This window comes from Klebsiella sp. GB_Kp047, assembly GCF_040065235.1.
In the GTDB taxonomy this organism is placed as follows: Bacteria; Pseudomonadota; Gammaproteobacteria; order Enterobacterales; family Enterobacteriaceae; genus Klebsiella; species Klebsiella quasipneumoniae.
The window spans coordinates 59,813-86,624 of the sequence record NZ_JBEAJG010000008.1 but is presented as its reverse complement, the minus strand read 5'-3'; the positions used below and the strand labels follow the sequence as shown (position 1 = coordinate 86,624).

Below are 26,812 nucleotides of genomic sequence, written 5' to 3'. Positions count from 1 at the left end.
AAACCTGCATCCATTACCGACATTCGGCCTGATAGAACAGAATATCGTCGCCAAGGGCCATGCCGGAGAAGTCATAATGAACGGTGCACTGCTCACTGCTTTTCTCCCCCCAGCGCGCTAACAGCTGGCCTTTTTTCTGCAGCCCCGTTAGATACACCTGCCCCTCATCGCCAACGATATTGCTGCGCGACGCGCTACCGTGATCATTATCGAGGGTCACCAGCGCGCCGAAAGGCACCACGCCATTGCGGGTACGCAGGGTGAGCATCGCCTTATAGCCAATTCGCGTGTCGTACTTCACTTTGACGATCGCATTGCGCGTCGGAACCACCGTTCTGGCGACGTTATCCACTTCAGCGCCAGGTATTTCCTGTTCATCCAGCGCCAGGCTGTTACGATGGTACGGACGGACGTAAGGCACCACCGCATATCCGGCGGCATCCGTCGTCACGTTTGTCTGACCGCGCACTGTCACATCGCTGACGCCAGGCGTTTCGACCAGCGCAGAACTCTCGCCCAGAAAGCGTGATAGCGTGAGTCCGCCCGCATGGGCGACCATGCCCCCGCGCAGCGAATAGTTGTAGTGATTGCTGTAGCGGTCGTAGCCATAGCCGCCAGCTACATCCCCTTTCGAGCCCTGGTAGTTGACGCTGAGGTTGCCGGAGGTGCTTTTATCCTGCGTGTTGTACCCTTCCAGTACGCTCCAGTTCAGGGAACGATCCTCAAACGCCGAGCCGTTGAGCCCCACGCTGTGCGTGGTATCGTTATGTCGACCATGGTTCATGGTGTAATTTGCCGAGAGCGTCTCGCCAAGCGGAATACTTAACGTCAGGGAGATGACGGTATCGCTGGCCGGCCGGTTATTGTCGCTGTCATCGATGCTTTGCACATTGCGGTTATAGGAATAGTTAATAAAGTAGGAGGCCTTGCCAATCGACCCGCTATAGCCCACGCCCACCGATTCCATACGCGAACTGTCCCAGTAGGTCTCATTGACCAACGAAAGCGAGAGCGAACCATAGCCAAACAGCGTCTGCGACAACGATGCGTCAAACCGGCCTTTCGTTCTGCCGCTCTGCGTACAGCAGTCGCGCTGTGTGGAAGAGTTATCGACAAAGTCCTGAAACGAATAATATCCCGAGGTGGAGTAGCGATAACCGGCCACGGAAAAGCTGGTGCCCGTCTGCAGAAAGCTTTTACTGAAGCGGACGCGATACGATTGCCCTTGCTCTTTACTGGTTGACGAGGCCGTATCGCTGGTTTTCACGTCGGCCCACGACTGAGAGCCATCAAACGACAGCGCACCGATAGTACCGAGGTTAAAGCCAGCGCCTAACAACAGGTTGGTGTATTTATCTTCCGCCTGCTGGAAACCAGTATAAAAAGTGATGTTGCTGGTGGCGCCATAGGCCAGGGAAGACTGAATAAAGTTATATTCTTTATCGTCGGAGCTACCCGATCGCGTCCTGCCGCTGCTCAGCGCATAGTCCAGCTGGCCCTCACGTTGCAGGATCGCCAGCGACGCGAAAGGCACCACAAAGTTTTGCTCGCTGCCGTCAGACTCTTTAACTTTGACGTACAGATCGCCGGCGCTGCCGGTGGCGTACAGATCGTTAATTTCAAAGGCGCCGGGAGCGACGGTGGTTTTATAAATGCTGTAACCATTCTGATAAACCGAGACCTCCGCGGTGGTGCGCGCGATCCCTCGAATCGTCGGCGCAAAGCCATGCAGGCTATCCGGCAGCATCTCTTTGTCCGAACTGAGTTGCAGACCGGTAAAACTCAAACTGTCGAAAATGCCGGAAGAGGTATACGTATTACCGACCACCAGCTGGCTGCGTAGGGTGTGAATATCGCGGGCAAGATAGGAGTAAACCGACTCCCAGCGGCTGTTGTTATCGCTGTGGCTATAGGTGCTGTAGTTGCGCAGGCGCCATGGTCCCAGATTCAGCCCTGGCTGCAGGCTGACGAACTGACTGTCGATAGTGGCGCCGTTATGCCGCGGCGCATTACGCTGCCCGGAAATGCTGTAGTTGAGAATACCGGCGTTAATCCCCTGCTGCCACTGGCTCTCCGGCACATAGTCCCTGGGGCGGTTCAGCATGGCGGCTTGTGGGACGGTAAAATCTATCCGCTGTTGGGCAAGTGAAACCGTAAACGTCACGCCCGGGATCGCCGACAGCTGAGCACAGGTTTTTCCTGCCTCGAACAGCTTCGGATAGGCGGCGGTATTGATGAGCCATGAATGAAGAAACTCCGTAGAAAGACAGGGAGTCACCGTTGCGTTTGCACCAGCGTCAGGGTTATTTACCTGAAACAGGAGCGATTCAGAACCGACATACTTATCATTGATGAAAACATCCAGGTAATAAGTACCCGGCGGTACGCCATCTTGCGAAAAATAAGACAGATCAACTGAAGTCGCACTATTAGCGGTGACTTCGAGTAGGTTTGGGTTGAAATATTCGCCGGCCTCAGCGCAAGTAGGTAGGGTACTCAGGCACAGAAAAATAGCGACGCAGAGACTTTTAGTTGGAAATAGCGGCTCAATGCTACTGAATAAGAGCGGTATATTTCTTCCCTGACATACCATAATCATTAATCACGCTCCATGTGATTTCTTTTTTTCCTGCCGAGGACAGGTTACTCCTGACGGGTATTTTTAAAGTCGAAAACGGGGCTGCAAACCATGCACCAGAAATATTTTTACCGTTAAGGCTAACCTGTGAGAAATTCATATACAGCGGTGAGTTATTTTTTACCGTCACCGACGTCCCCTCTTTCCCCCACTGTAATTTTTCAGCGTACGCTTCCGGTGTATTACCTTTTAACGCAGCGGGTCGATAAATCAATTTTATTTTCGAATTAATCGCAAACTGTACGACATTCTTATCAGGTACATACTCTGTTGCCGGGATCCCTTTAATATTGAGCCAAAACATCGACTCGCGATCGTCGGGTAATTTCTTTCCTGATCGAACTACGCGGACAAATCCTTTCTCCCCGGCTTTGAGACGAAACAGCGGCGGCGTAATAATAAATGCGTCTTTGGCGGGTGAGGCTGCATCAACCACCGAGAGCCAGGACTGAACGATATTGCTGTTCTGATCTTTATTTTCAACCGTTATTACAGCGTTATTTTTCGTACCATCAAAAACCAGACGCGTACCGCCAACGACCACGCTGGCCTGCGCGAAGGAAGAAGACAGCAATAAACCGATCGCAAAAAAAGGATATCTCATATGTTTAATTTAAGGGGAATAGCAGGCGATTCCCCTTTCTCCATTCAACAAGAAGCCGAATTAATGATAGGTCACGTTATAAGTCACGGTTGTCTGAACGGTACCTTTCGTCGGATCGGCATCACCCGATTTCACCATTTTAACGGTGAACGGAATGGTTGCTGCACCCGAAGAGATATCAACATCAGAACCCTCTTCGTTATTCTTCATCACATTGCCCGCTTCGTCGAAAAGGGCCACAGCGACGCCGGTTGCCGGCTCATCAGTTGCCTGGTTTTTAAAATAATCGCTGTTCGCGGTATCGGAAACACCGCCAAAAGTGACGCGGGCGATACTGTTGCCACCTTCTTCCGCGGTCGGGCAATCAGCTAAGCTAAAGGAGAAGTTCTTGGCAGCGCCGAAGGTATACGCTTTCAGATCCGCCACTGAGGTGGTGCCCATATCAATAGCCGTTACACCGCCATCAATGGTCGCCGTACAGGTGGTATCGGAAACAATACCATTAAAGGTAATGGTGTTATCAGCCTGCGCAACGGTAGACAGCGCGCTGCAGGCAGAGAAAATCAGGGCACCCGCCAGAAATTTTTTACTCATCTTCATATTTATTCCCATATCCATTATAAACGACAATCAGTCCGTCAATTGCTTTATGCAGCGATATTAGAGAATGAAATTCAAGCAGCGCGGCGTCATGCATGTATTTACATGACATATGGTTTATGACAATTAATATTATTCATAAATAAACGACCAGCATTTGAATCCATTCAATAATACAAGCTCGCGTAAAAATAATAACTAGCATGAGGTAAGAACTCAATTATTAATGTAAAAATTGATTTTTTGCGACATAACATCGCAACGCATGAGTGGCCATACTCAAAACCATAAAAATCAAATAGTTATAAAGTTATAAAATTCGCAAAGATAATTGGATATTTATATAATATTTACCCCATAATTAAATACGGGCATGCAGAGAAACATTTAGTTACAAAGTCAGTGCTGATATAAGAATTGGCTTAATCTTTTATGATGAACCGTTAAATACATCAATAACAAAAACAGGGAATAGCCGATAGCTATTCCTCTCCTCAATATTTATTAACATTCACTCTGGCGATAATGTTAAAACAGCAGCCAGCGGACGACCGGCGCAGCCAGCACCACCACTACGCCTGACAGCATCATCACCAGGCTGGCCACCACGCCCTCCTGCTGGCCCAGCTCATACGAGCGCGCCGTTCCCGCACCATGGGAAGCCGCGCCGAACCCGGCTCCTTTCGCCATCCCCTCCCGGATAGCAAGACGTAAGAACAGCATATCTCCCACCGCCATGCCAAACACGCCGGTGATCACCACAAACAGCGCCACCAGATCGGGTTGACCGCCGAGCGGTTTCGCCGCCGCCAGCGCAAAGGGCGTGGTCACCGAGCGCACCGCCAGGCTACGCTGAATTTCATCAGACAACATAAACCCGCGCGCCAGCCATACGGAACTGGTGACAGCCACCACTACCGCCGTCACCACCCCGGCGCTGAGCGACATCCAGTGGCGTTTAATCACCGCGACATTTTCATACACCGGAACGGCAAAGGCGATGGTCGCCGGGCCCAGCAGCCACAGCAGCCAGTGGGTCTCTCCCATATAGCTCTGATAAGAGATATGGCCTACCACCAGAATCAGCACCAGCAGGATCGGCGTGAACACCAGCGGCATCAGAGGGAGTTTATGAAAACGTCGATACAGTTTTTTGTTGGCGTAATAGAGGACCAGCGTCGCCACCAGGCACAGGATACTCAGCACGGCATCGCTCATTTTTTTAACCTGCCCACTTCGTAACGATAGACCTTGTCAACGACCCAGGCGGTGGCGCCGAGCACCATCAGCGTGCTTAAGGCAATCACCAGAAATATCCGCCAACCATCGACCATCAACAGCTGGGCGTAGTTCACCACCGCGACCACCGCCGGGACGAAAAACAGCAGCATCTCCGCCAGCAGCCAGCGGGCGCCGGCGCGCACCCAGCTTACCGGTATCACCCGGCAGACGATCAGCAGCAGGAGCATCACCATGCCGACCAGGTTAGCCGGCAGCGGTACCTGCCACCTGTTCACCAGATATTGTGCGAAGATGAATAACCCGACGTAGAGAAGTACCTGTACCGGGATCTGAAGTCGTTGCGCCACGGCGGGGGCAACGCGAGCTGGCGCGAAGGCCATGTGCGATAGTCCTGAAAAAAAGAAGTCAGGCGAGCAGTATAGAGAGCCGCCGAAGCGGACAGAAATGAATTAAAATCATCGCAGGTATAGTCTCAGGGAATAATTATGGATATCCGAACGCTGCGCTATTTCGTTGAAGTGGTTCGTCAGCAGAGTTTTACTCGCGCGGCGGAAAAGCTGTTTGTCACACAGCCCACCATCAGCAAGATGCTCAAGAATCTCGAAGATGAGCTGAACTGCACGCTGTTGATCCGCGACGGCCGCAAACTACTGCTCACCGATACCGGGCGCGTCGTTTTTGAACGCGGCCAGGCGATCTTGGGCGAGTTCAGCCAGCTGGAGTCAGAGCTGAGCGATATCAACCACCTGCATAAAGGGGTGCTGCGGCTTGGCATTCCGCCGATGGTCGGGATGCTGATGGCCGAGCCGATCAGTCGCTTCCGCCAGCGCTATCCGGGCGTCGAGCTGAAGATCGCCGAGTTTGGCGGCCTGACGGTCCAGCAGGCGGTCAGCAATGGCGAACTTGATATGGCGATGACCGCCCTGCCTGTCGAGGAGGATAGCAGCCTCACCATTCTGCCGTTGTTCAATCACCCGCTGTGCGTCCTGACGCCAAGAACCGCGGAGTGGGAAGGTAAAACCTCGCTCTCGCCGGCCGAGCTGGCGTCGCATCCGCTGGTTATCTACAACGAGGAATTTGCCCTTAGCCAGCAGCTGATGCGGCTGTTTGCCGAGCATGACGTGAAGCCACGTATCGCGGTGCGCAGCGGCCAGTGGGATTTTCTCGCCGCCATGGTGCAGGCCGGCATTGGCGTGGCGATCCTGCCGGAGCCGATTTGCCAGCGTCTCGACCGGCAGAATTTTTGCTGGATCCCGTTGCAAAGCGAGCTGCGCTGGGAGCTGGGGATGATTTGGCGGGAAGGCGTATATATGTCGCGCAGCGCTGAGGCCTGGCTGGCGTGCAGCAAAGCGTTCTGGCTGGAATAATTCCCTGGTGACAACGCGTTCCGCAAGGGAAGGGGTAGCCCGGGTCAGGCGCTTGCGCCGCTGCCCGGGTTTCCCCCGGTCGCGCTAACGCTTACCGGGGCTACACATTTACTGCGGTCTCGCCGGTAGCCCGAATGAATGTCGCGCTATCCGGATGACAGGTTATTGATCTTCGATTAACAGCGCTTCCAGCAGGTCGAGATCGTGGAGCAGCTTCTGCAGCGTCTCGTTACTGATCTGCCGGGTGGCGCGCAGATGATACAGCTCGCCGCGCTCAGAGCGCAGCGCCGCCAGGCGGAAGCGGCGTTCCAGACTCTCTTCGAGCATAGAGGTTTCCACGTCGTTACGCCCATCGGCGCGCCGGCGCAGGTTACCGATCACCCGCGAACTGACTTCGGTCAGCAGCTGGGTATCGATATTCTCTTTGGTATCCGCCGCCAGCCGCTCTTCCATCTTCTGGATCGCCACAATCGCCACGTCCGCCGTCGCCGCGCGCGCCAGACGCTCCTCTTTCCGCTGCTGCACATTATCGCTCGATTCAATGTGACGCAGCAGGATCGGCAGCGCAATCACCCCAACGAACAACGAGAACAGGATCACCCCGGCGGCGAGGAAAATCAGCTCATAGCGCGCCGGAAAGACATTCCCGTCCGGCAGCAGCAGAGGAATGGAGAGCACACCGGCGAGGGTAATCGCCCCGCGCACCCCGGCAACGGAGGAGATCAGCAGCTCGCGCGTGGTCCAGGAGCCAAACTCCATCGGCTTCTTCTTCAGGAAGCGCTGACTGAGCTTACGCATCGACCACAGCCAGCCAAAACGCACCAGCATCAGCGCGGCATAGATCAGGATAATGTCGGTAAACAGCATCCAGGTCTCAACGTTGGGGTCGGCCTCCGCCGCTACCAGCGAACTGGAGAGGATATCCGGCAGCTGCAGGCCCAACAACAGGAAGACCATGCCGTTGAAGACAAACTCCAACATTGCCCAGGTGCTGTTGGCGCGCAGGCGCATGGCCAAGGGCGCGGTGCGCATCACGCCGGAACGGGTGATGGTCATCCCCGCCGCTACCGCCGCCAGGATGCCGGAGACACCGATATGTTCGGCAATCAGATAGGAGGCAAACGGCAGCAGGAACAGCAGGACAATCTGCGTGGCGGGTTCATCCCCGCCCCAGCGGCTGAGGAAGCGCATCGAGCGGCCATACGACCAGCTCACCACAAACCCGGCCAGCACGCCGCCAATCGCCACCTTCAGAAATTCTACGGTGGCGCCGCCAACGGTAAAGACCATGGTGCCCATCGCCACCGCGACGGCAAACTTGAGCGAGACCAGGCCGGAGGCGTCGTTCATTAGCGCCTCCCCCTGCAGAATGCCCATGATTTTCTTCGGTATCCGCCCTTCCCCGACGATACCCGAGAGCGCCACGGCATCAGTCGGCGACAGTACGGCCGCCAGCGCGAACGCCGGGATAAGCGGAATGCCCGGCACAATCCAGTAGATCAGAAAGCCGATGCCGACCACCGTCACGACCACCAGCGCCAGCGCCAGGCCAAGGATCTCGCGCCCGTGCTCAATGAATTCGCGGGTCGGCGTTTTCCAGCCGTCGGCGAACAGCAGCGGCGGGATAAACAGGACCAGAAACAGCTCTGGATCAAATTCAACGTGCAAACCAAAGGTCGGCCACGCCAGAAGCGCGCCAATGGCGATTTGCATCAGTGGGAGTGGAACCTGAAAGGGCAGTACGCGCGTCACTACCCCGGAGAGTGAGACCACAAGGGTCATGATGAGGATGGTAAAGAATATTTCCATGTGTTCCCTGTTTGCTGCGTTTTCTTTTATACCTGTGAGGCGTCTTGCCTGTGAATCATACGCTACCCAGATTAACGCAAATGGAAACAGGATGTGGCTTAAAAATAAAACGGGCGGCCTGAGCCGCCCGTGAGGAGCACAAAGGGTTTAAATCGCCCACCCGCCGGCGTAGAAGACCACCAGCGCCACCGCGATAATCACCGTGCCGAGGTTCAGCTTACGCCACTCGCCGGAGACCAGGCGGCCGATCACCAGGGTCGCGAAACCGATCATAATGCCGGTCACGATGTTACAGGTCAGCACGATAAACACCGCGGTGATCAGGCCGGCCATCGCGTCGACGAAGTCGTTGAAATCGATTTTCGCCACGTTGCTCAGCATCAGCAGGCCGACGTACATCAGCGCCGGTGCCGTCGCGTAAGGTGGTACCAGATACGAGAGCGGAGAGAGGAACAGGATCAGCAGGAACAGGACACCGACCGTCACCGCGGTCAGCCCGGTTTTACCGCCGGCCGCGGTACCCGCCGCCGATTCGATATACACCGCCGCTGGCGCCGCCCCGACTAAACCGGAGAAGACGCTGCTCAGGGAGTCGGTGGTCAGCGCTTTACCGCCGTTAATGATCTGTCCGTCTTTGTCCAGCAGGTTTGCCTGGCCGGCCACCGCGCGGATAGTACCGGTGGCGTCAAAGACCGCCGTCATCACCAGCGCCAGCACGCTGGGCAGCACGACCGGGTTCAGCGCGCCGATGATGTCGAGGCTGCCGATCAGCGAGTTGCCTTTATCATCGCTCAGGGATGGCATGGCGAAAATCCCGGAGAAATGGACGTTCGGATCGAAAATCAGGCCGACAATCGACACGCCGATAATGGTCAGCAGAATACCGCCTGGTACTTTCATTTTTTCCAGACCGATGATCACCGCGAGGCCAATCAGCGACATCACCACCGGGAAGCTGGCAAATTTGCCCAGCGCCACCGGCAGACCGTCCAGCGGGTTTTTGATCACCAGACCAACGCCGTTGGCAGCGATCAGCAGCAGAAACAGGCCAATCCCGATCCCGGTACCGTGTGCCACACCCTGCGGCAGGTTGCGCAAGATCCAGCTGCGGATGCCGGTTGCCGAAATCACCGTAAACAGGACGCCCATCAGGAATACTGCGCCGAGGGCCACCGGAATACTAATGTGCTGCCCCAGCACCAGGCTGAAGGCGGTGAAGGCGGTCAGCGAGATAGCGCAGCCGATGGCCATTGGCAGATTCGCCCATAGCCCCATCGCCAGCGAGCCAACGCCCGCCACCAGACAGGTGGAAACAAATACCGCGGCCGGCGGGAAGCCCGCTTTACCGAGCATGCCCGGCACCACGATGACGGAGTACACCATCGCCAGAAAGGTAGTAAGACCTGCAACAATCTCCTGACGCACGGTGCTGCCGCGCGCCGAAATTTTAAACCAGGCGTCTAATGAACCGCCGGTACGCGCTGAAGGCGTAGACATAGAAAACTTCCCCTGAAAATTTTTATTGTTCGTTGGTATGCGTGGTGGACCCTCCACTGCCAGTTAAACGCGATCTCCTTGTACCGAATCGCAGCGCCAGGGGGGCTGCAAAAAAGCAAACGTTTAACTCCACGCATACACTACGGTGTGTCAACCTTGTCTCCTCCCCCTGGATAGCAGATAAAAGAGGGAGCAAAACAGAAAGGCAAACGATTATCCGGCCTTTAGATAACCCTTTTCAACCGATGTTTATCGTATTTCGCTAAATTTCGCTTATGACGAACAGAAAATAACCAGCTGATGCGCAAACGTTATCGTCCATGCGCAATCCGCTAACAATTTTTTAGTCAGTTGCTTTCATTTAGCCGCGTCATCGGATCCGCTGATACCTCAGGCGCCGGGTAAGGTGAAGGGGCCGCCGCGCTCGATGGCCCGCTGCCAGGCCGGGCGCTGCTCCACCCGCTGTCGCCAGGCCTCGATATGGCGAAGATCATCCATGCCGCCGCGGGACAACAGCGCCATCACCGGGAAGCTCATCTGGATATCGGCCATGCTCAGCTGCTCGCCGGCAAACCATGGCCGCGTGGCCAGATGGTTGTCAATGAACCGCGCATGGGTGGCCAGTTGGGGATCGAGCCACGCTTTCTGGATACCTTTGCCCAGCAGCGAGCCCAGCGAGCGGACGCCAAAGGGCACCGGAGGTCTGCCGAGGCTGGCGAACACCAGCTTCATTAACAGCAGCGGCATCAGCGAACCTTCGGCATAGTGCAGCCAGAAGCGGTACTGCAGTTTGTCATCTGTGCCCTGCGGCTTCAGCAGCCCATCGCTGTCCCAACTCTCCTGCAAATACTCAAGGATCGCGCCGGACTCCGCCAGCACATAGCCGTTGTCTTCCAGCACGGGCGATTTACCCAGCGGGTGGATTTTCTTCAATGCCGCTGGCGCCAGCATCGACTTTTCCCGCTGATAGCGGACTATCTGATAAGGCAGCTGTAGCTCCTCCAGCGCCCACAGTACGCGTTGCGATCGTGACTGATTAAGATGATGTACCGTCAGCATGGGCCTCTCCCGTGGTTTGTTCAAATTAACTATAGGAACAGGCGCTGATTGCCGGGAAAATTTCGGCAAAATAGTGAGGAAAAAACGGCGGCAGATGCCATAGTTAAAGTGTCGACGCAAACCGGAACCTCCATCAACAGATTGCGCAATACTGAGGGACGTCGACGTCGGGGGAAACCCTCTCGTGAACCAACGAGATAATGCGAAAGACCAAGACCGGAAAACAACTAAAGCGCCCAGTTGTGGCGCTTTAGTTTTATCACTCCTCTTCCAGCAGCCGGGCGCCGGTCCCCTCTTCCCCCAGCTTATCGCCCGGGTTGCGTAGCGGGCAATCGCGCCGCGATAAACAGCCGCAGCCAATGCAGCCGTCGAGCTGGTCGCGCAGCGCCGTCAGGGTGTGGATACGCCGGTCAAGCTCCTCGCGCCACTGTGATGACAGCATTTTCCACTCTTTTGCGCTGAGATTGTGCCCTTCCGGCAGCACGCCAAACGCGTCGCCGATGGTGGCCAGCGGGATGCCGATACGTTGCGCAATTTTGATAATCGCCACCGCGCGCAGGACATCGCGCCGGTAGCGCCGCTGATTGCCGGCATTCCGCTGGCTGTGGATCAGCCCTTTACTCTCATAAAAATGGAGGGCCGAGACCGCCACGCCGGTTCGTTTTGCCACTTCCCCGGGCGTCAGCAGCATTTTGATACGGGGTGATTTCTTTTCCATAAAGCGCTTTACCTCAAGTTAACTTGAGGAATTATACTCGCCCGCAGACAAAACGACGAATCGAGAATTGAGAGAGGCCGCTTTATGTCCCATCAGGATATTATTCAAACACTGATTGAATGGATTGATGAACATATCGATCAACCACTTAACATTGATGTAGTCGCCAGAAAGTCAGGATACTCGAAGTGGTACCTGCAGCGGATGTTCCGCACCGTGATGCATCAGACGCTGGGGGATTATATTCGTCAGCGCCGCCTGCTGCTGGCGGCGGAGGCGTTGCGAACCACCCAGCGGCCGATCTTTGATATCGCTATGGATCTGGGCTATGTCTCGCAGCAAACCTTCTCGCGGGTATTCCGCCGGGAGTTTGACCGCACCCCCAGCGACTACCGCCATCAGATCTCCGCGTGACGCGGCGGCTGAGGCACGTTCACGGGCGCGGGCGCATTGGCTAACCACTGCATAAATTCCCGCGCCGGCATCGCTTTCGCAAACAGCCAGCCCTGGCAATACTGCACGCCGCGCTTGTAGAGCCAGCTTACCTGCTCCGGCGTCTCCACGCCTTCCGCGATAGTCTTTAAACGCAACCCGCGCGCCATCTCGATGATGTGCTCGGCAATGAGGTGGCTGGTGTTGTTGGTGGTCAGCGTATCAACGAAGGTTTTATCGATTTTAAGGATATCGACGTTCAGGGCGTGCAGATTATGCAGATTCGAGTAGCCGGTGCCGAAATCATCGATGGCAATTTCATAGCCCGCTTCGCGAAACGCCTGGATCACCGGCGTGGTCTTCGGCACATCGATAAACCCCCGCTCGGTAACTTCGATTTTGATCTGTCCGATACAGACCGCATAGCTGCGCGCTTTCTCACTGATCTGTGAAATCAGCCGCGCCGAGTGGAAATCCGACGCAGAGAGATTGATCGCCACGTACAGCTGCGGATGGCTGGCAAGAAACTCGCCCATTTCGTAAAACAGCTCATCCACCACGTAGTCCGTCACCTGGGCAATCATGCCTTCATTTTCCGCCAGCGGAATAAACTCCGCCGGGTTCATCACCGGGCCGTCAAACCCTGGCCAGCGCAGCAGCGCTTCCGCTCCGACGCAGCGGTTATTTTTAATATCGATAATCGGCTGGTAGTGCAGGCGCAGCTGGCGGCAGCTCAGAGCCCGCTGCAGCATATTGCGCGGCGAGTGATACTCCCGGCGGGTGCGCGACCACACCAGCACCAGTAAAATACTGCAAATGATCCCCAGCGGCAGCGTCAGGCTGGCCTGGTCACAAAAGTTGTGATAATAGCTGGCCCGCGAGGTGGACATAATGACGGCGATCGGCCGGATAGCGGAGCGGGCTATCGTATACACCCGGCCATTCTGATTAAAAAAGGTATCGCCTTCGCGAATCAACGCATGAAGTTCCGCGGGCTCGACATTGTTACTGACCGAGAAAAAGAGGTTGGTTTTGGTATCAAATACGCCATAGGCTAAATCGCGATCGCTGGCGATTACCGAGCTGTACGAGAAGGGATTGACCACCACCACATAGGGCCCCTTCTGCATATAATTCATGGCAAAGCCCGGATAAAACGGCGTGTCCCGGTAATAGTAAATCGCGACATCCGGCTTTTTGGTGTAATTGGCCGCCGGCATCCGCCAGCCGGTTTGCTGATGAACGGACGTTGAACAGATAAAGCGCTGGCCGTTAGCGTAGATCAGATCTTCCACATACAGCAGGCCACGAACGATATGCAATAAATAACGCTGATGGTCCGCTGAGCATAGCTCCCCGCGATACTGGCTGGCTTTCGCCCGGGCCTGATCCGCTTCGCGGATGACCATTTCCGTTTTTTGCAGCGCCAGCTGCGAAAATGAGTGTAATTGATCAATGGTTTCGGCTTTCGCCCGCAGCTGGGCAAACCACAATGCCAGTACCACTGGCAATAAAATAACCAAACCCGTTCCGATGAGCCTTAGCGCCTTATGCGGCGCACTGTCACCCATTTACGCTTACATCCATGCGATATGCCTTAATTAAGGTAGACCAAACACGTTAGCAATCGCGACTGCGATAGACATCAGCAGATTTTCTGCCAGCCCTCACGGGCGTCAGCTTTACCCCTGATGGTGAAGAATAATACTTATTTATCAGGTATTCGGAAGATATTCCGCCAAGATTAAGAATAGACGCGTATCTGACTCGGTTTCTCCGTGTAATAAACAAGAACAGGTAATAAAACCCGCAGAATAATAATCATTAGCAAGGCAATGAAAATAAGATCAGCGGGGGTTGCTCACTAATATCCACACAAATAACATTGCTATTAAACGCAGCGAAAGCTCATTTTTTGACTGGTGAAGAAAGCGCCAAGTGTGATATATTTCACACAAGTTGATGAAACAGAAATGGCGTTTCATCACTCTCTAGTACGCCAGTTGAGACCAGAGCGCTATGCCATCGTCAGTCGCGCCAGGTCGTCCATGGCTCCCCGACTTTCTTTGAGGATAGGTTAATGGCTTCCATTACTACCAGTGTCGTGTTGTTCCGCTGGCCCCTGGTGAGCGCAGTACTCATGTTTCTCGCCAGCTCACTGAATATTCAGCTTCGCAAAAGCGATTACGCCGGTCTGGCGGTGATCTGCAGCTGCCTCGGCCTTGCCGCCGCCTGCTGGTTCGCCACCGGTTTGCTCGGCATCACCCTGCTCGATATTGCCAAAATCTGGGGCAATATCAAAGATGTGATGATTGAAGTCATGAGTCAGACGCCGCCAGAATGGCCAATGATGATGACCTGAGGTTAAAAAGCTTCCCGACGGGAAGCTTTTTCGTTTTCTGCAGCTCTTATTTCCCCAATTTCGCCATCATCTCCGGACGCATAAATTTATGGATCACCACCATAAAGAGCAGCGATGGCACCAGCAAAATCAGCGCGGTAATCGACGAGACCTGATAGTTACCCGACATGCTGGCGTTATAGAGCAGCAGCGGCAGCGTAGTGATATCCGGCGCCCCGACGAAGAAGGAGCCGGTAAACTCATCCAACGACTCCAGAAAAACAAAGATGCAGGCGGCAACGATCCCTGGCGCCGCCTGCGGCAGCACGATGTGCCAGAAGGTATACACCGGTCCGGCGCCCAGGTTACGCGATGCCCGCGCCAGCAGCGGGTCGATGGCTGAAAACGCGGCCACACAGACCCACACCGAGTACATCAGACCATGGACGCTATGCACCAGCACCACCCCCGCGATAGTTCCGTTCAAGCCCCACTGGTAAAACAGACGAGCAATATTCATGTATACCGTCAGGTTGGGAAAGGCCTGCGGGAGGAGAAACAGCAGCATAAACAGCACCCGCAGCGGCATTTTCCGCCGGGAAAGCGCATAGCCGGCGGGAACGGAAATCAGCAAACAGACCCCCACCGACAGCAGGGCGATCAGTATGCTGGTTAACAGCGAGCTGGAGACATCGCTGTACGGATTGAAAACCTGATACCAGTACTTCAGGCCCCACTGGCTGGGCAGCGAATGGGGAAAATACCAGCTTTCCGCTACGGTCCAGATCAACAGGTTCAGAAGCGGGCCAAACATCGCCAGCAGCATAAACAGCAGCAGCAGGGTCTGCAGCACCGGGCTGGCGTTCACTTTACGGCGTCCTCTTACCCACCATGACGGAGAGGAAGCAAGGTTCAGCGCTTTCATCATTCACCGCCTTTTTGCTGCAGGCTATGGCGCAGGTAAAACCACGACAGCGCGCCGCAGATCGCCAGCGACACCACGCCAAGCGCATTCGCCACCGCGTAATCACCATAGGAATTGACGCGAAACGCCATATCCACGGTCAGCATCGTCGGCGTCCCCACGCCGATCATCAGCGGTACCGACAGCACCGACATCATGGTTACCGTCGACAGCACCAGCGCCACGCCGATGGTCGGCAGGACCTGCGGCAGCATAATATCGAACAGCAGCCGCGGCCGGGAGGCGCCAAGGTTACGTGCGGCGAGGATCTGCGACGGCTCCAGCGCCGCCATCGCTCCGCAGATCAACAGCGTAGCAAAGGCCAGCTGCTTCCAGACAAAGGTAATGACAATTCCCTTCCATCCCAGCCAGGAGAGGGTCTCCAGCGGCCTGACCAGATCGGCCGCCACCAGCGCATTGTTCATCAGGCCATTTTTGGCGAGAAAAGTGCGCATCATCTGAGCGACGACGATAAAAGGAATAAACAGCGGCAGGCGATACAAAAAACCCAGCAGGCGAACAACGGGCCGGCAAGGCGACAGCGCAATCACTGCCGACAGGGTAATGGCGATCAGCGCTAACAACGCCACCGAGATCAGCACGATAAGCAGCGAAAAGAGCACATCGTTGGCGTAAAGCGCGTAGACCTTGCGAAAATGATCGAGGGTGAACGGCTGTCCCGGCGCGGTAAACGCCGAGACCAGCGAAAACCCCAGCGGATACAAAAACAAGATCGCGACCATCAGCGCGGCCGGGGCAACCAGCAGCAAATATTTTAATGAACTGGACATAAAGAACCTGGCGTTGGCACAAGCAAGCGCCCGGGTCGGCGACCCGGGCTGGAAAAAGGGTTAATTGGCCACCTGGCTTTCGTAACCCTCTTTGATATCGTCAAAGTAGGGAGCGATCGGGAAGCTTTTGCCATACTTCGCCAACGCTTCTGGCGAGATTTCGGCAAACAGTTTTTGCCAGGTCGCTGCATCCAGCTTCGGCTTCACCTGCCCGGCGTCGATGCCCGGATACCAGTTGAACTGCTTAACGATCCCCTGCGCCTGCACTTCCGGGCTGGTGGCCAGCGCGATAAAGTCGCGCGCCAGCTGCGGATTCGCCGCTTTCGCCGGAATGACGTAATACATCGGCTGACCCGGCATGCCCGGGGCCAGTAAAGCGAGCTTAATCGATGGCGGCAGCTTGCCCTGATCTTTCCAGCTATAGAACATGTCGACCCATACCGGGCCCATGGCAATCTCTCCCCGACTTAGCATGTCGAGCGTACCAGCGTTGCCCGGAGTGAAAGTGACATTTTTATTGAACGCCTTCAGTTTCTCATAGGCTTGCTGCCAGCCCTTTTCGACGCTTTTATCATAAGGCGCGGAGGAGAGGCGCTCGGCGTCGGTCCCGTAGGCGTAGATCCAGCCCACCACAAAGCTAACGCCGGACATGCCGTTCTTGATGCCGTTATAGCCAAAAGCCTGAGGATGTTTCTGCGTCCAGGCCACCAGCTCGTCATACGACGCCGGTGGCGTATTGACGAGATCGCTGTTCCAGGCGATAGCGGTCTGGCTTAAGAACATCGGCATGACGTATCCGTCGACGTTAACGCCCAGCGCCTGGGTGGCGCTCGGCGAGCTCACCATGCCGCCGGTCTGAATATCCTGGCGATATTTTTGCAGCAATCCCTTTTCCACCTGCTCCCCGCCCGCCTTCTGATGCACCACGGCGACGTCGATATCCCATTGCTGCGCGCCGCTCTCCTGCTGGGCGCTCAGCTTCTCGCTAATTTTATTCGACCCGGCGTCGCCTGGGCCGGTACCGATCACCCGCACCTTGACGCCGGGATGAGCGGCTTCAAATTTTGGCCCCAGCCAGGTTTTCACGTAATCCACCATATTCTGATCGCCCGCGGTGGCGACGTTAAGAAAGGTGTCGGCCTGGGCGCTAACGCTCAGGCAGAGGGTCGTTAAGATCGCTGCTTTCGTCTTAGTAAACATGGATTGTCCCCAGAATGAACACGCTGATATCACTGTGATAGTGGTAAAGGAAAAATATGGAGGGCCGGCATCGGCACATGGAGCCTGACGCGGCTTTTCGTCGGCCAGCACTGAGCGGAGTCGGCCTGCAGCAGGCGGTCATGACAGCGCACGCTGTGGCGATACAGATTGCCCAGAAACGCGCTCTGCTCCACCATCCCCTCCAGGGCGAGCCCTTCCTGCGGCGCGGGCTGCGTTAATTCAGCGAGCGTGGCATCGGCGCTGCGAAAATAAATGACTTTTTCACCCTGCTGAGCAGCGGATAAACCGGATATTGCGGCAGCGGATATTTCATCAGAGGTTATTTTATTATCGGCGCCCATAAAATCAGCGACGAAGGGTGTCGCGGGTCGCTGATATATTTGTTCCGGCGTGCCGGTTTGCTCAATTCGCCCCTGGTTTAATACCGCAATTCGGTCCGCCATCACTAATGCCTCCTGCTGATCGTGGGTGACAATTAATGACGTAAAGCCGAGTTTCTTTTGCAGAGATTTAATTTCATGGCGCACATTGAGCCGCACTTTGGCATCCAGATTAGATAACGGCTCATCCAGCACCAGCACCTGAGGCTCTATCGCCAGCGCCCTCGCCAGCGCCACCCGCTGCCGCTGGCCGCCCGAGAGTTCGGTCACCTTCACGTCAGCCAGCCCGTCGAGATTGACGATCCGTAGCAGCTCCGCCACTCGCCGTGTGATATCCGCCCCGCGCCATTTGCGCAGCTTCAGGCCATAGCCAATATTGCGCGCCACCGTCAGGTGCGGCCACAGGGCGTAGCTTTGAAACACCATGGTGATATTGCGCTGCTCCGGCGCCTGATGGGTGATCGATCGGCTGGCGATGGCGATCTCCCCGCTTTCCACCGGAATAAAACCGCAGAGGGCATTCAGCAGGGTGGTTTTTCCACATCCGGAAGGGCCGAGCAGGGCGATCATCTCCCCCTGCTCGACCGCCAGATCGATATTATGTAAAACCACTTTATCGCCATAACTAATTTTAAGGCCAGAGATCTTTAAATAACTCATATTCGCTACCTGAAAGCGCTGTTGCGGGCATTTTTTATTGGTATGAACACGTGTTCATTTAGCTGTAAAAAAAATGCAACGTTGACTCGACATGATGTGAGCCTACTTTGTCGGGTATTTATGACAATTTAATTAAGCGGCAAAAATTTTTGGCGAGGGTAAATGAAAATAGATGTGCTTGGCTGCGGGAGCGCCTTTTCCTGCACGCAAAATACTTCCGCGTTGCGGGTAATCGACGCGGACAACAAACAGTGGTTAATCGACTGCGGCCCCACCGTTCCCCGCGCGCTCTGGCAGCGCGGCGGCGGGGTCAACGATATCGACGCGATCTACTTCACCCACGTTCATCCGGACCACTGCACCGGTCTGACGGCGCTGCTGAATTACTGGAAAAGCGGCTCCCGCCAGAAGCCGTTGATTATCTACTGCCAGCCGGCGCAGCAGCCGGTGCTCAAGCAGCTGGCCGCGCTGGCGAACTGGCCGCAGGCGGAGCTTGGCTTCACCCTCGACTGGCAAGCGTGTCGCGACGCCTGGACGTGGCAGGACTGGCAGATCCGTACTGCCCCCACCCAGCATGAGCTGAGTAATCGCGCCATCCGTATCACCATTGCCGGGCAGACACTGTTTTACAGCGGCGATGGCCGGCCGACCGCCGACTCGATGGCCCTGATGGCCGGCGCCGGGCTGGCGTTTCAGGAGTGTGCCTCGGTGGCGGCTCTGGACGATGACGCCTCTCATGGCGATTTCCCCTCTTGCCTGATGCTGTTCAGAACGCTGCAGCTCCCGGCGCTGGGGCTCTATCACTGCGAGGACGCTTCCCTGCCGGCGCTGAAGCAGGCCTGCCAGCCGTGGCCGGGTTTATTCGTTTCCCGGGATGGGCTCGCCTTAACGTTGCCGCGTCCCACGTTTAACGACGAGGCGCATATCCTATGAGCCCTGCACCCCGTAAACCCAGCGTCACTGCCCAGGACGTTGCCCGGCGAGCGGGCGTCTCCCGGGCGGTGGTGTCCCGGGCGTTGAGCAGCAACGGCAGCATCTCTCCCGATGCCCGGGCGCGGGTGTTGCGCGCCGCCGAAGAGCTGGGGTATCAGGTTAATTTCCTCGCCCAGGGGCTGAACCGCCAGCGCAGCCACTTAATCGGCGTGATCGTCTCGCGCATCAGCGATCCTTTTCGCAGCGCCCTGCTTGATGCCCTGCTCAACGAGATCCAACGCCAGGGCTTTCAGGCGCTGGTGAGCGAGATCCATAGCGAGCAGGATCTGGCGCACACCCTGCGCCGTTTCGCTCAGTTTCGCGTCTCCGGAGTTATCGTTACCTCCGGCCAGCCGCCGGAAGCGCTGGTGAACGAGTGCGTTCACCAGCATATTCCGGTGGTGGGCATTAACCGTCAACCGACGATCCCCGGGGTGGATTATGTCTGCTCTGATAACGCCGCTGGCGCCGAGCTGGCCGCCGACCAGCTGTTGCGCAGCGGCTGTCGGCGCTTCGGCTGGCTCAATACTCACCCTTCCACCTGGGCCGGACGCATGCGCGGGGAAGCGTTCAGCCGGGCGCTACAGACGCGCGGAGTGAACATCGAACGCGACCTGGCGCACCTCGCCTGTCCGGAAGAGGGCTACGTCGGCGGTGAGCAGGCCGCGGCGCTCGCTGGCGAGGTGCCTGAGGGGATCTTTTGCGCCAATGCCCAGCTTGCCTGTGGCTTTCTCGATGGAATGCGCCAGCGCGGCAAACAGGCGCCTGAGGATTACCAGCTGATTGGTTTTGATAACACGCCGCCGACCGCGCAATATAGCTACCAGCTCACCACCCTACATCAGGATGTGGCGGCGATTTCCCGCCAGGCGCTTACCCGGCTGCAGGAGCGCGCCGCCGACCCTTTACAACCTTCACGCACCACCTGGGTGGAGGTGACGTTAATTCACCGGCGCACGTCGCCCTTTGTTATCTGAGAGCAGGACTATGACGGAAGCACAACGAGAATCATTATGCGACTTGATTCGCCAGGCTGGCGCCCACGCCCAGGCGCTGCGCGATGCGGGATTACAGGTCGATAAAAAATCGCGCCAGGACTTTGTGTCCCAGGCGGATCTCGCGGTAGAACAACAGATTAAAGGCTGGCTGCAGGCCCATTTTCCCCTGGAGGGTTTCCTCGGCGAGGAGAGCGGTTTTGCTGGCGATGAACAGACCGTCTGGGTGCTCGACCCTGTCGATGGCACCACCAACTTTATCCTCGGTATGGATTACTGGTGTATCTCGCTGGCGCGAGTATGCCAGGGCGAGCTGACGCTTGGCATTATCTACGCTCCCGATCGCGATGAGTTTTTCTTCGCCGGCCGCGGCGAAGGCGCGTATCTCAACGACCAGCGTCTGACGCTACGCGAACCGGATCCGGATGCGGTGGTGGTGGGTATGGGCCGTTCCAGCCGCGCCCCGGCCAGCGACTACGCCCAGGCCATCGCGACCCTGCTCGACGCCGGCCTGGAATATCGCCGCTTCGGCGCGGGGGCCCTGATGCTGGCGCATGTCGCCGCCGGCCAGCTCCATGCCTATTATGAAGCGCATATGAACAGCTGGGACGCGCTGGCAGGCATGCTGTTGATCGAGGAGGCGGGTGGAAAGTGCAATGCGTTTCTCGCCAATGAGGGTCTGCGGAGAGGCAACCTCGTGCTGGCGGGCTGCGCAAGCGTCCAGCCGCGGCTGGCGGCCCTGCTGGCGAAATAACGCCACGCCGCCGGCGGCTGGCCGGCGGCGTGGACTGACTACCGCCAGGGTTCGCTGCGGGGAATATTATTCGGACAGCGCTTAATTGCGCAAAAGGACTGGTAAAAACAGGAGTCAGACCGCTCGCCGCCGGCATGGTATGGGCAAGATGGCCGCTCACGTAATTTTTCCCATTGCGCCTCATCGTACACCGTAATATTGTAGATTTTTAATGAATGATACTGGTCATTAATTAAAACTCTCGAGGAATAGAGCTTCATCGACTCGCCGGGCAGCAGGATCACATCGGCCTCGTACCACATGATAAATTTTAAGAAACGCAGACTGGATATTGCCGAGAAGGCGATACCGGATTGCGGGCAGATCAGAGTATTAAGAATAGTCCATTTCATATTCCTTCCTTATACAGATGCTACAAATTGTTACCGTATATAGTGATAGCATTCATTATTATAAACCGCAAGCGCCCCTGACAATTATGTGACTTAAGACAATTCCTAACAACACAACCCATTATTAGTAACGTTTCATTTTCCTCTCGAAATTTATGATTAGGCCCGATAAAAAACAGCCAAATTAACCTTAAAAAAGAAAATATAATAAAAAATAAGATAATATAAACTTAATTGACAATACGTCTTAGTCCCTCTGGATGAGGCCTCAGTCATTGGTATTAGATGATGCAGCACTGAGCATTACCCGCGGTTGGCAAGAAAAGAGGACCGTAGCAGGCAGCTATTTATTGCGCGGTTACCTCGTCGTACGTCACCAGGTCCGCGAGGCCCTCAGACCGCGCTCGGGTAAATGTCGCGGGAGTCCCGCCAGATCGCATTCCTTAGCGCTAATATCGACATAGCGATTGAGCATATTCTGCTCAATCGCTATGTCGGAAGACAGTCCACAGAATATTGCCACGCCGGTTTAACAAGCCCCGCTGAGGCCCTACCAGGTTTTGCCGATATTAAACTGAAACTGTTCTGCTTTATCACCATCGTACTTTTTAAACGGCTCTGCCCAGGAGAAGACCAGTGGACCAAGGGGAGACATCCACTGCACGGCAATCCCCGCGGAGAGACGAATATGACTCGGATCGCCGTAGTCAGGGATACCTGCCGCCAGCGTCTGCGTGGTGTTGTGCCAGGAGGTGCTCCAGACCGTCCCCGCGTCAACAAACAGCGAGGTTCGCAGACTATCGGCGTATTTGTCATTCACAAAGGGGGTTGGAATGATAAATTCGCTGTTCAGCACCGCCATGGCATTCCCGCCGACCGCATCAGACGAGGCGTCCAGCGGGCAGGCGCTATAGCTGCTTTCGCTACCATTGCAGCGGTAATAGGCCGCTTTAGGCCCAATGGTGTTAGAAGAGAAGCCGCGCACCGACGACGAACCGCCAGCGTAAAAGTTATCGTAGAACGGCACACTTTTGCCGTCTAACCCGCCAGCATAGCCTGCGCGCAGGCGTTCCATCCAGACCCAGCGCTTGTTTTCGCTCAGCGGCAGATACTGGGCGGTGTCAAAAGAGAGTTTGTAGTAGCTATTATCCGAACCAGGGAGCGTCACTTTACCGCTCAGGCTGCTCTTGTTTCCCGCACGCGGGAAGAAGCCGCGATCGAGATCGTTGTAGCCCCATCCAAGACTCAAAAAATAATCGTTGGCGCTATATTTTGCGCCACTGTCGCCATCTTTCGTCACCACGCTGGGCTCGATTCCCCGAGAGCTGAGGTAGCGCCAGGTCGTCAGCTCCGGATCCATATTGGTCAGGCGATTATGGACATAATCCAGCCCCAGGTTCAGGGAGTTATTTTCGCTAATGGGAAACCCTAGCGTACTGCCTAAGCCATAGCTCTGCTGGTTATAGCTCCCGGCATCCGCATCGGAAGCATCATAGCTGTTATAAAAAATCTTTCCGCCCAGGCTGATGCCATCAACGGTAAACCACGGGTTCGTCGCCCCCAGTTCAAGATAAGACTGATAGCTGTTGCGCGTCCCATTGAAGCTCACGCTATTGCCCGTACCCAGCCAGTTATCCTGCGTCACGCCAAGCTGATAGCTCACGCCGCTATCCGTACCAAATCCCAGGCCCACGTTGAATGAGCCGGTGTTGCGCTCCTTCACCTTGTAGACCACATCGACCTGATCCGCCGTTCCATTGACCGGAACGATCTGCTGTTCAACGTTCTCAAAAAAACCCGTTCGATCAAGACGTACTTTCCCTTGCTCGACTTTTTCGTTGTTGAGCCACGCCCCTTCCATTTGGCGCATTTCACGACGTAACACCGCGTCCCGGGAGGTGTCGTTACCGGAAAAGCGGATCTGGCGTACCGAGTAACGGCGGCCGGCGTTGACCTGAATATGCAGCGTCACACGATGATGCGCGTCATCGATTTCCGGCGTGGTCGTCACCTGCGGCCAGGCATAACCATACTTACCAAAACGCTTTTTGATCTCATTTTCAACCGTGGTGACTTGCGCCCCGCTATACCATGCCCCCGCCAGCGGCTGGGCAAGGGCCTCGATCTCCGGTCCATGCTGCGCCAGGTCGCCTGTCACCTGAGTTCGGTCGACCTGATAACGTTCGCCTTCATTGAGGGTGATGGTGATATACAGGGATTTTTTATCTGGCGTCATACTGACCTGCGTGGACTGGATCGCAAAGCGCGCATAGCCGCGATCGAGATAAAAACTGCGCAGCGTTTCCAGATCGGCTTCCAGCTTCTGTTTCTGATATTTTTTATCCGCTACCACATTCCACCACGGCACATTATCGCGTAGCTGAAGCTGGTCCAGGAGCGTCTCTTCCCGAAACGCCTGATTACCGATAATGTTTATTTGTGCGATTTTCGCCGATACGCCTTCCTGAAAGACGAACGTTAAGTCAACGCGATTACGCGGTAACGGAGTCACCACAGCGTGAACCTGCGCGCTGTATTTCCCCGCGCTGTAATAGAAATCCTGCAACCCCTTTTCTATTTCGCTAAGCGAATTTCGATCCAGTGCGCTACCTGCTGAAATACCTGTCGCGGTGAGATTTTCCTTTAACGCATCATCCTTCACCGACTTATTCCCGGAAAAACTGATGCTGGCAATAGTGGGCCTCTCCTTAACCTGCACCACCAGCGTTTTCCCATCGCGCAGGATCTGCACATTCTCGAAATTGCCGCTCGCATACAGCGCGCGCACTGCCTCGCTGACTTCCTCTGCCGTCACCGCTTCTCCCGCGTGCAACGGCATACTTAATAGCGCCGCCCCGACGGTCACGCGCTGCAGCCCTTCAAAACGGATATCATCAACTTGATATGAGGTTGCGGCGTACAACGTTAAAGGGGTAATCAATAATCCGCTGATGATATGAGTCTTTTTTAACATGAATGTGTCGTCTACGAGATAATGAGCAATAGCAGTTATCTGCTGGCGTTGAGCTTATTTGTTCAGGATGCGTATCTAAGATATGCGACAGAAATAACCTGAGCGAGGCGCAGAATTACATGCAATTATGGCGACAAAATGGAGAAAAAAAGGATGTTAAATCATCTTTAAAAATATATTTAATGATGGAACTTTTCCTGAACGCCGTGGTTCTAATGGCCAACACCAGAGCTATATTTAGATTTTTCTGAACGGTCTTTATTGAAAAAGCCCCCTTTCTTGCTAATGGAAAGGGGGAAGGATCTCGTTAGGAATGTTGTTCTCTGGAATCACCAGGAACAGGCACAATCATATTCTTAAAGCCAGCAGATATAATGAAGAGAAATTGAATAAATTATGCAATCGACATCACAACATTCTATCTTGTATTCACCGCCAGACGCCGATGGCGAACATCTCCATATTTTCCTCAAAATAGCAGAATACAGTAGGGACGCCTTATCAAGGCATCAAGGAAAGTCTATCGTTATCTACAATAGCCAAGCAGTGGCGCCTCGCCAGGGAAGGTGAGGCATAGGCTTCACCATCCTGCCGCCTCCCATCATCAATCACAGGGAATCGCGTATGACACGCTTACTTAAAACGATGTTACCTATCATTCTCTGCACCCTCGTTGGGTTATCGTTCGCTTCACCCACGCAGGCTGCCTCCAGTCTGCCGATTGTTCTCCCCGCGCTAACATGCGATGCGCTAAGCGCTACCGACTTCAGCGCCGCCGTTGGCGCAAAGGTCACTATCAACCACACTGAAATGCAGACCTCTGCGCAGGGAAGCTGGTGCAAGGTGAGCGCCACTATCGCCCCCCAGATTGGCGTGCAGATTGCCCTGCCGACCCAGCGCTGGAGTCAACGTTTCTTGCAGGTCGGCTGCGGCGGACTGTGCGGGAGTATTAACCTGAGTCTGTCGAATGCCAGCGGCTGCCTACCGGCAATGAACGGCGAGTTTGTGGTGGCAGCAACCGATATGGGGCACCATGGCAGTATGATGGATGCGTCATGGGCAGAAGATCCGCAAAAGCGCATCGATTTTGCCTGGCGCGCCAACCACCTGACCGCAGTGCTGGCCAAAGCGGTGATGCAGACGCTTTACCGCCAGCCGCCAAAGTACGCGTACTTTATGGGCTGCTCAGACGGCGGTCGCGAAGCATTGATGGAAGCGCAGCGCTTTCCGCAGGATTTTGACGGTATCAGCGCTGGCGCGCCAGCGGCCTTTTTCCAGTTTCAGAACTCCTTCTTCCACGGCTGGAATGTGGCCGCCAATCAGCGTCCGGACGGTACCGCTATCTTGTTGAAAGATCGCTTACCTTTGATTCACCAGGCCATACTGGCTCACTGTCCGACGCTTTCCGGCGTGCAGGACGGCATCCTGCAAAACCCCTATGCCTGTCAGTTCTCTGAGACTTGGCTCCCCCGCTGTCCTGCCAACGCTCAGGACCGTTCCGCCTGCCTGACACAGGAAGAGATTGAGGTAGTGAAAAAGCTCTACCGCGGCGCTTACGACAGCCACGGCGCCCAGTTCGTCGCTGGCGGTCTTCCGCTGGGCTCCGAGCTACGCTGGCCGGTGCCGGAGACGCCGACCGGCCACTCAATGTCGGAAATGATGGTACTACCGGCTCTGCAATCCGTGCTCCTGCCGGGAGGAAAACAGAAGATCCAATCGATGCGGGATTTCCCACTTAATCAGCAGAATTTTGACGCCGTCGCTCAACTGGCACCGCTCTATAATGCGGCAAATACCAATCTTCATGCCTATCAGCAGCGCGGCGGCAAGCTTATCCTCTGGCACGGTCTGGCCGATGACTCCGTCAGCCCAGCCTTTTCTATCGCCTATTACCGCGGCGTAGAAGCAGAGATGGGCCATGCCGCAACGGATTCCTTCCTGCGGTTATTCCTGCTGCCTGGGGTAGCACATTGCGGTAATGGCGAAGGTTACGATCAAATTGATCTCCTTACCCCGCTGATGCGCTGGACCGAGGAAGGCATCGCGCCGCAAGAGATTATGGCCGGCAAACGGGCGCCAGCCGCCGCCAGGCTGCCGCCGATGACAGAAAAACCAGATGCCCAAACGCAGTTTCACGGCGTGCAGAAAGTCAGTCAGCCTTACGCTGACGCCGCTCCAGCCGTTATCGCAACGCGTCCGGTGTATCCCTTCCCGGCCATTGCCCGTTATAACGGGCACGGCAACGTGAATGACGGCGAAAATTATCATGCAGAGCAATCAACCGCGTTTGGTCATCTGCAGGTGGCAAAACCCGCCAGCGACTTTATTGGCCCTGATAACCAAAAAAATTATCAGGTTCGCCACGGCGAGCTCGCCGTTCAATAAATCAAGGGCTCCTCATT

General features: G+C 55.6%; 23 protein-coding genes. 7 read left to right on the top strand and 16 right to left on the bottom strand.

Annotated elements, in window-relative coordinates; translation table 11 throughout:
• Nucleotides 1-13: 13 nt before the first annotated feature.
• The 5 genes from ABLV76_RS06205 to ABLV76_RS06185 form a co-directional block, all read right to left on the bottom strand.
• Complete coding sequence (locus tag ABLV76_RS06205) at nucleotides 14-2,599, bottom strand: fimbria/pilus outer membrane usher protein (protein WP_348878232.1); 2,586 nt, start codon at nucleotides 2,597-2,599, stop codon at nucleotides 14-16.
• Nucleotides 2,553-3,242, bottom strand: a complete 690-nt coding sequence (locus tag ABLV76_RS06200; protein ID WP_348878231.1) for a fimbrial assembly chaperone — start codon at nucleotides 3,240-3,242, stop codon at nucleotides 2,553-2,555. Before ABLV76_RS06200 ends, ABLV76_RS06205 begins: the two co-directional genes overlap by 47 nt.
• A gap of 60 nt (nucleotides 3,243-3,302) precedes the next feature.
• Entirely contained in the window at nucleotides 3,303-3,860 is a 558-nt protein-coding gene (locus tag ABLV76_RS06195; RefSeq protein ID WP_004192602.1) for a fimbrial protein, read from the bottom strand.
• Between the two features lie 510 nt (nucleotides 3,861-4,370).
• Nucleotides 4,371-5,060, bottom strand: a complete 690-nt coding sequence (locus ABLV76_RS06190; RefSeq protein WP_002885088.1) for an LrgB family protein — start codon at nucleotides 5,058-5,060, stop codon at nucleotides 4,371-4,373.
• Nucleotides 5,057-5,464: a CidA/LrgA family protein gene (locus ABLV76_RS06185; RefSeq protein ID WP_002885086.1), complete on the bottom strand. Its 408-nt coding sequence runs from the start codon at nucleotides 5,462-5,464 to the stop codon at nucleotides 5,057-5,059. The genes ABLV76_RS06190 and ABLV76_RS06185 overlap by 4 nt, the downstream gene beginning before the upstream one ends.
• A gap of 105 nt (nucleotides 5,465-5,569) precedes the next feature.
• On the opposite strand from ABLV76_RS06185, the gene ABLV76_RS06180 reads away from it, so the two are divergent.
• A complete protein-coding gene (locus tag ABLV76_RS06180; protein WP_004177821.1) occupies nucleotides 5,570-6,451 on the top strand; it encodes a LysR family transcriptional regulator in 882 nt (293 codons plus the stop codon).
• A gap of 162 nt (nucleotides 6,452-6,613) precedes the next feature.
• Here the strand turns inward: ABLV76_RS06180 and ABLV76_RS06175 are convergent, their stop codons facing one another.
• The 4 genes from ABLV76_RS06175 to soxR form a co-directional block, all read right to left on the bottom strand.
• Entirely contained in the window at nucleotides 6,614-8,260 is a 1,647-nt protein-coding gene (locus ABLV76_RS06175) for a Na+/H+ antiporter (protein WP_002885082.1), read from the bottom strand.
• A gap of 147 nt (nucleotides 8,261-8,407) precedes the next feature.
• Nucleotides 8,408-9,757 carry an NCS2 family permease gene (locus ABLV76_RS06170; RefSeq protein WP_122542255.1) on the bottom strand — a complete coding sequence of 450 codons (1,350 nt, stop codon included), beginning with the start codon at nucleotides 9,755-9,757 and terminating at the stop codon, nucleotides 8,408-8,410.
• A gap of 390 nt (nucleotides 9,758-10,147) precedes the next feature.
• A complete protein-coding gene (locus tag ABLV76_RS06165; RefSeq protein WP_017900107.1) occupies nucleotides 10,148-10,816 on the bottom strand; it encodes a glutathione S-transferase in 669 nt (222 codons plus the stop codon).
• Nucleotides 10,817-11,075: 259 nt separating this feature from the next.
• On the bottom strand, nucleotides 11,076-11,534 hold the full coding sequence (soxR, locus tag ABLV76_RS06160; RefSeq protein ID WP_004206331.1) for a redox-sensitive transcriptional activator SoxR: 459 nt from the start codon (nucleotides 11,532-11,534) through the stop codon (nucleotides 11,076-11,078).
• Between the two features lie 84 nt (nucleotides 11,535-11,618).
• Here soxR and soxS point away from each other — a divergent pair, with 84 nt between their 5' ends.
• The gene (gene soxS, locus ABLV76_RS06155; RefSeq protein ID WP_023291646.1) at nucleotides 11,619-11,948 is read left to right on the top strand and encodes a superoxide response transcriptional regulator SoxS; all 330 of its coding nucleotides are present in this window, start codon (nucleotides 11,619-11,621) and stop codon (nucleotides 11,946-11,948) included.
• Here the strand turns inward: soxS and ABLV76_RS06150 are convergent.
• The gene (locus ABLV76_RS06150; RefSeq protein WP_065802845.1) at nucleotides 11,933-13,537 is read right to left on the bottom strand and encodes an EAL domain-containing protein; all 1,605 of its coding nucleotides are present in this window, start codon (nucleotides 13,535-13,537) and stop codon (nucleotides 11,933-11,935) included. The genes soxS and ABLV76_RS06150 overlap by 16 nt on opposite strands.
• Before the next feature lie 509 nt (nucleotides 13,538-14,046).
• Here ABLV76_RS06150 and ABLV76_RS06145 point away from each other — a divergent pair.
• Nucleotides 14,047-14,328, top strand: a complete 282-nt coding sequence (locus tag ABLV76_RS06145; RefSeq protein ID WP_348878230.1) for a YjcB family protein — start codon at nucleotides 14,047-14,049, stop codon at nucleotides 14,326-14,328.
• A 46-nt stretch (nucleotides 14,329-14,374) separates the two neighbouring features.
• Here the strand turns inward: ABLV76_RS06145 and ABLV76_RS06140 are convergent, their stop codons facing one another.
• The 4 genes from ABLV76_RS06140 to ABLV76_RS06125 are packed head-to-tail and all read right to left on the bottom strand — an operon-like array spanning nucleotide 14,375 to nucleotide 18,323.
• Nucleotides 14,375-15,232, bottom strand: a complete 858-nt coding sequence (locus tag ABLV76_RS06140; protein ID WP_348878235.1) for an ABC transporter permease subunit — start codon at nucleotides 15,230-15,232, stop codon at nucleotides 14,375-14,377.
• Nucleotides 15,232-16,062 carry an ABC transporter permease subunit gene (locus ABLV76_RS06135; RefSeq protein WP_004206325.1) on the bottom strand — a complete coding sequence of 277 codons (831 nt, stop codon included), beginning with the start codon at nucleotides 16,060-16,062 and terminating at the stop codon, nucleotides 15,232-15,234. The genes ABLV76_RS06140 and ABLV76_RS06135 overlap by 1 nt, the downstream gene beginning before the upstream one ends.
• Before the next feature lie 60 nt (nucleotides 16,063-16,122).
• Nucleotides 16,123-17,262 carry an extracellular solute-binding protein gene (locus tag ABLV76_RS06130; protein WP_004206323.1) on the bottom strand — a complete coding sequence of 380 codons (1,140 nt, stop codon included), beginning with the start codon at nucleotides 17,260-17,262 and terminating at the stop codon, nucleotides 16,123-16,125.
• A gap of 29 nt (nucleotides 17,263-17,291) precedes the next feature.
• Nucleotides 17,292-18,323 (bottom strand): ABC transporter ATP-binding protein, encoded by a 1,032-nt coding sequence (locus ABLV76_RS06125; protein ID WP_004206321.1) that lies wholly within the window; start codon nucleotides 18,321-18,323, stop codon nucleotides 17,292-17,294.
• Nucleotides 18,324-18,485: 162 nt separating this feature from the next.
• On the opposite strand from ABLV76_RS06125, the gene ABLV76_RS06120 reads away from it, so the two are divergent.
• From ABLV76_RS06120 to ABLV76_RS06110, 3 genes are read left to right on the top strand one after another with little or no spacing between them, the layout of a single operon-like run.
• Entirely contained in the window at nucleotides 18,486-19,256 is a 771-nt protein-coding gene (locus ABLV76_RS06120) for a ribonuclease Z (protein ID WP_004206319.1), read from the top strand.
• On the top strand, nucleotides 19,253-20,272 hold the full coding sequence (locus ABLV76_RS06115; protein WP_043519228.1) for a LacI family DNA-binding transcriptional regulator: 1,020 nt from the start codon (nucleotides 19,253-19,255) through the stop codon (nucleotides 20,270-20,272). Before ABLV76_RS06120 ends, ABLV76_RS06115 begins: the two co-directional genes overlap by 4 nt.
• Nucleotides 20,273-20,282: 10 nt before the next feature.
• Complete coding sequence (locus ABLV76_RS06110) at nucleotides 20,283-21,044, top strand: inositol monophosphatase (RefSeq protein ID WP_348878229.1); 762 nt, start codon at nucleotides 20,283-20,285, stop codon at nucleotides 21,042-21,044.
• 38 nt (nucleotides 21,045-21,082) lie between these two features.
• On the opposite strand, the gene iraM is transcribed toward ABLV76_RS06110, so the two are convergent.
• Both iraM and bamA read right to left on the bottom strand, forming a co-directional pair.
• On the bottom strand, nucleotides 21,083-21,436 hold the full coding sequence (gene iraM / locus ABLV76_RS06105) for an anti-adapter protein IraM (protein ID WP_004206315.1): 354 nt from the start codon (nucleotides 21,434-21,436) through the stop codon (nucleotides 21,083-21,085).
• A 550-nt stretch (nucleotides 21,437-21,986) separates the two neighbouring features.
• Nucleotides 21,987-24,410, bottom strand: coding sequence for an outer membrane protein assembly factor BamA (bamA, locus tag ABLV76_RS06100; RefSeq protein ID WP_064187833.1), 2,424 nt, complete (start codon nucleotides 24,408-24,410; stop codon nucleotides 21,987-21,989).
• Nucleotides 24,411-25,034: 624 nt separating this feature from the next.
• Here bamA and ABLV76_RS06095 point away from each other — a divergent pair.
• The gene (locus ABLV76_RS06095) at nucleotides 25,035-26,795 is read left to right on the top strand and encodes a tannase/feruloyl esterase family alpha/beta hydrolase (protein ID WP_049093106.1); all 1,761 of its coding nucleotides are present in this window, start codon (nucleotides 25,035-25,037) and stop codon (nucleotides 26,793-26,795) included.
• Nucleotides 26,796-26,812 lie beyond the last annotated feature (17 nt).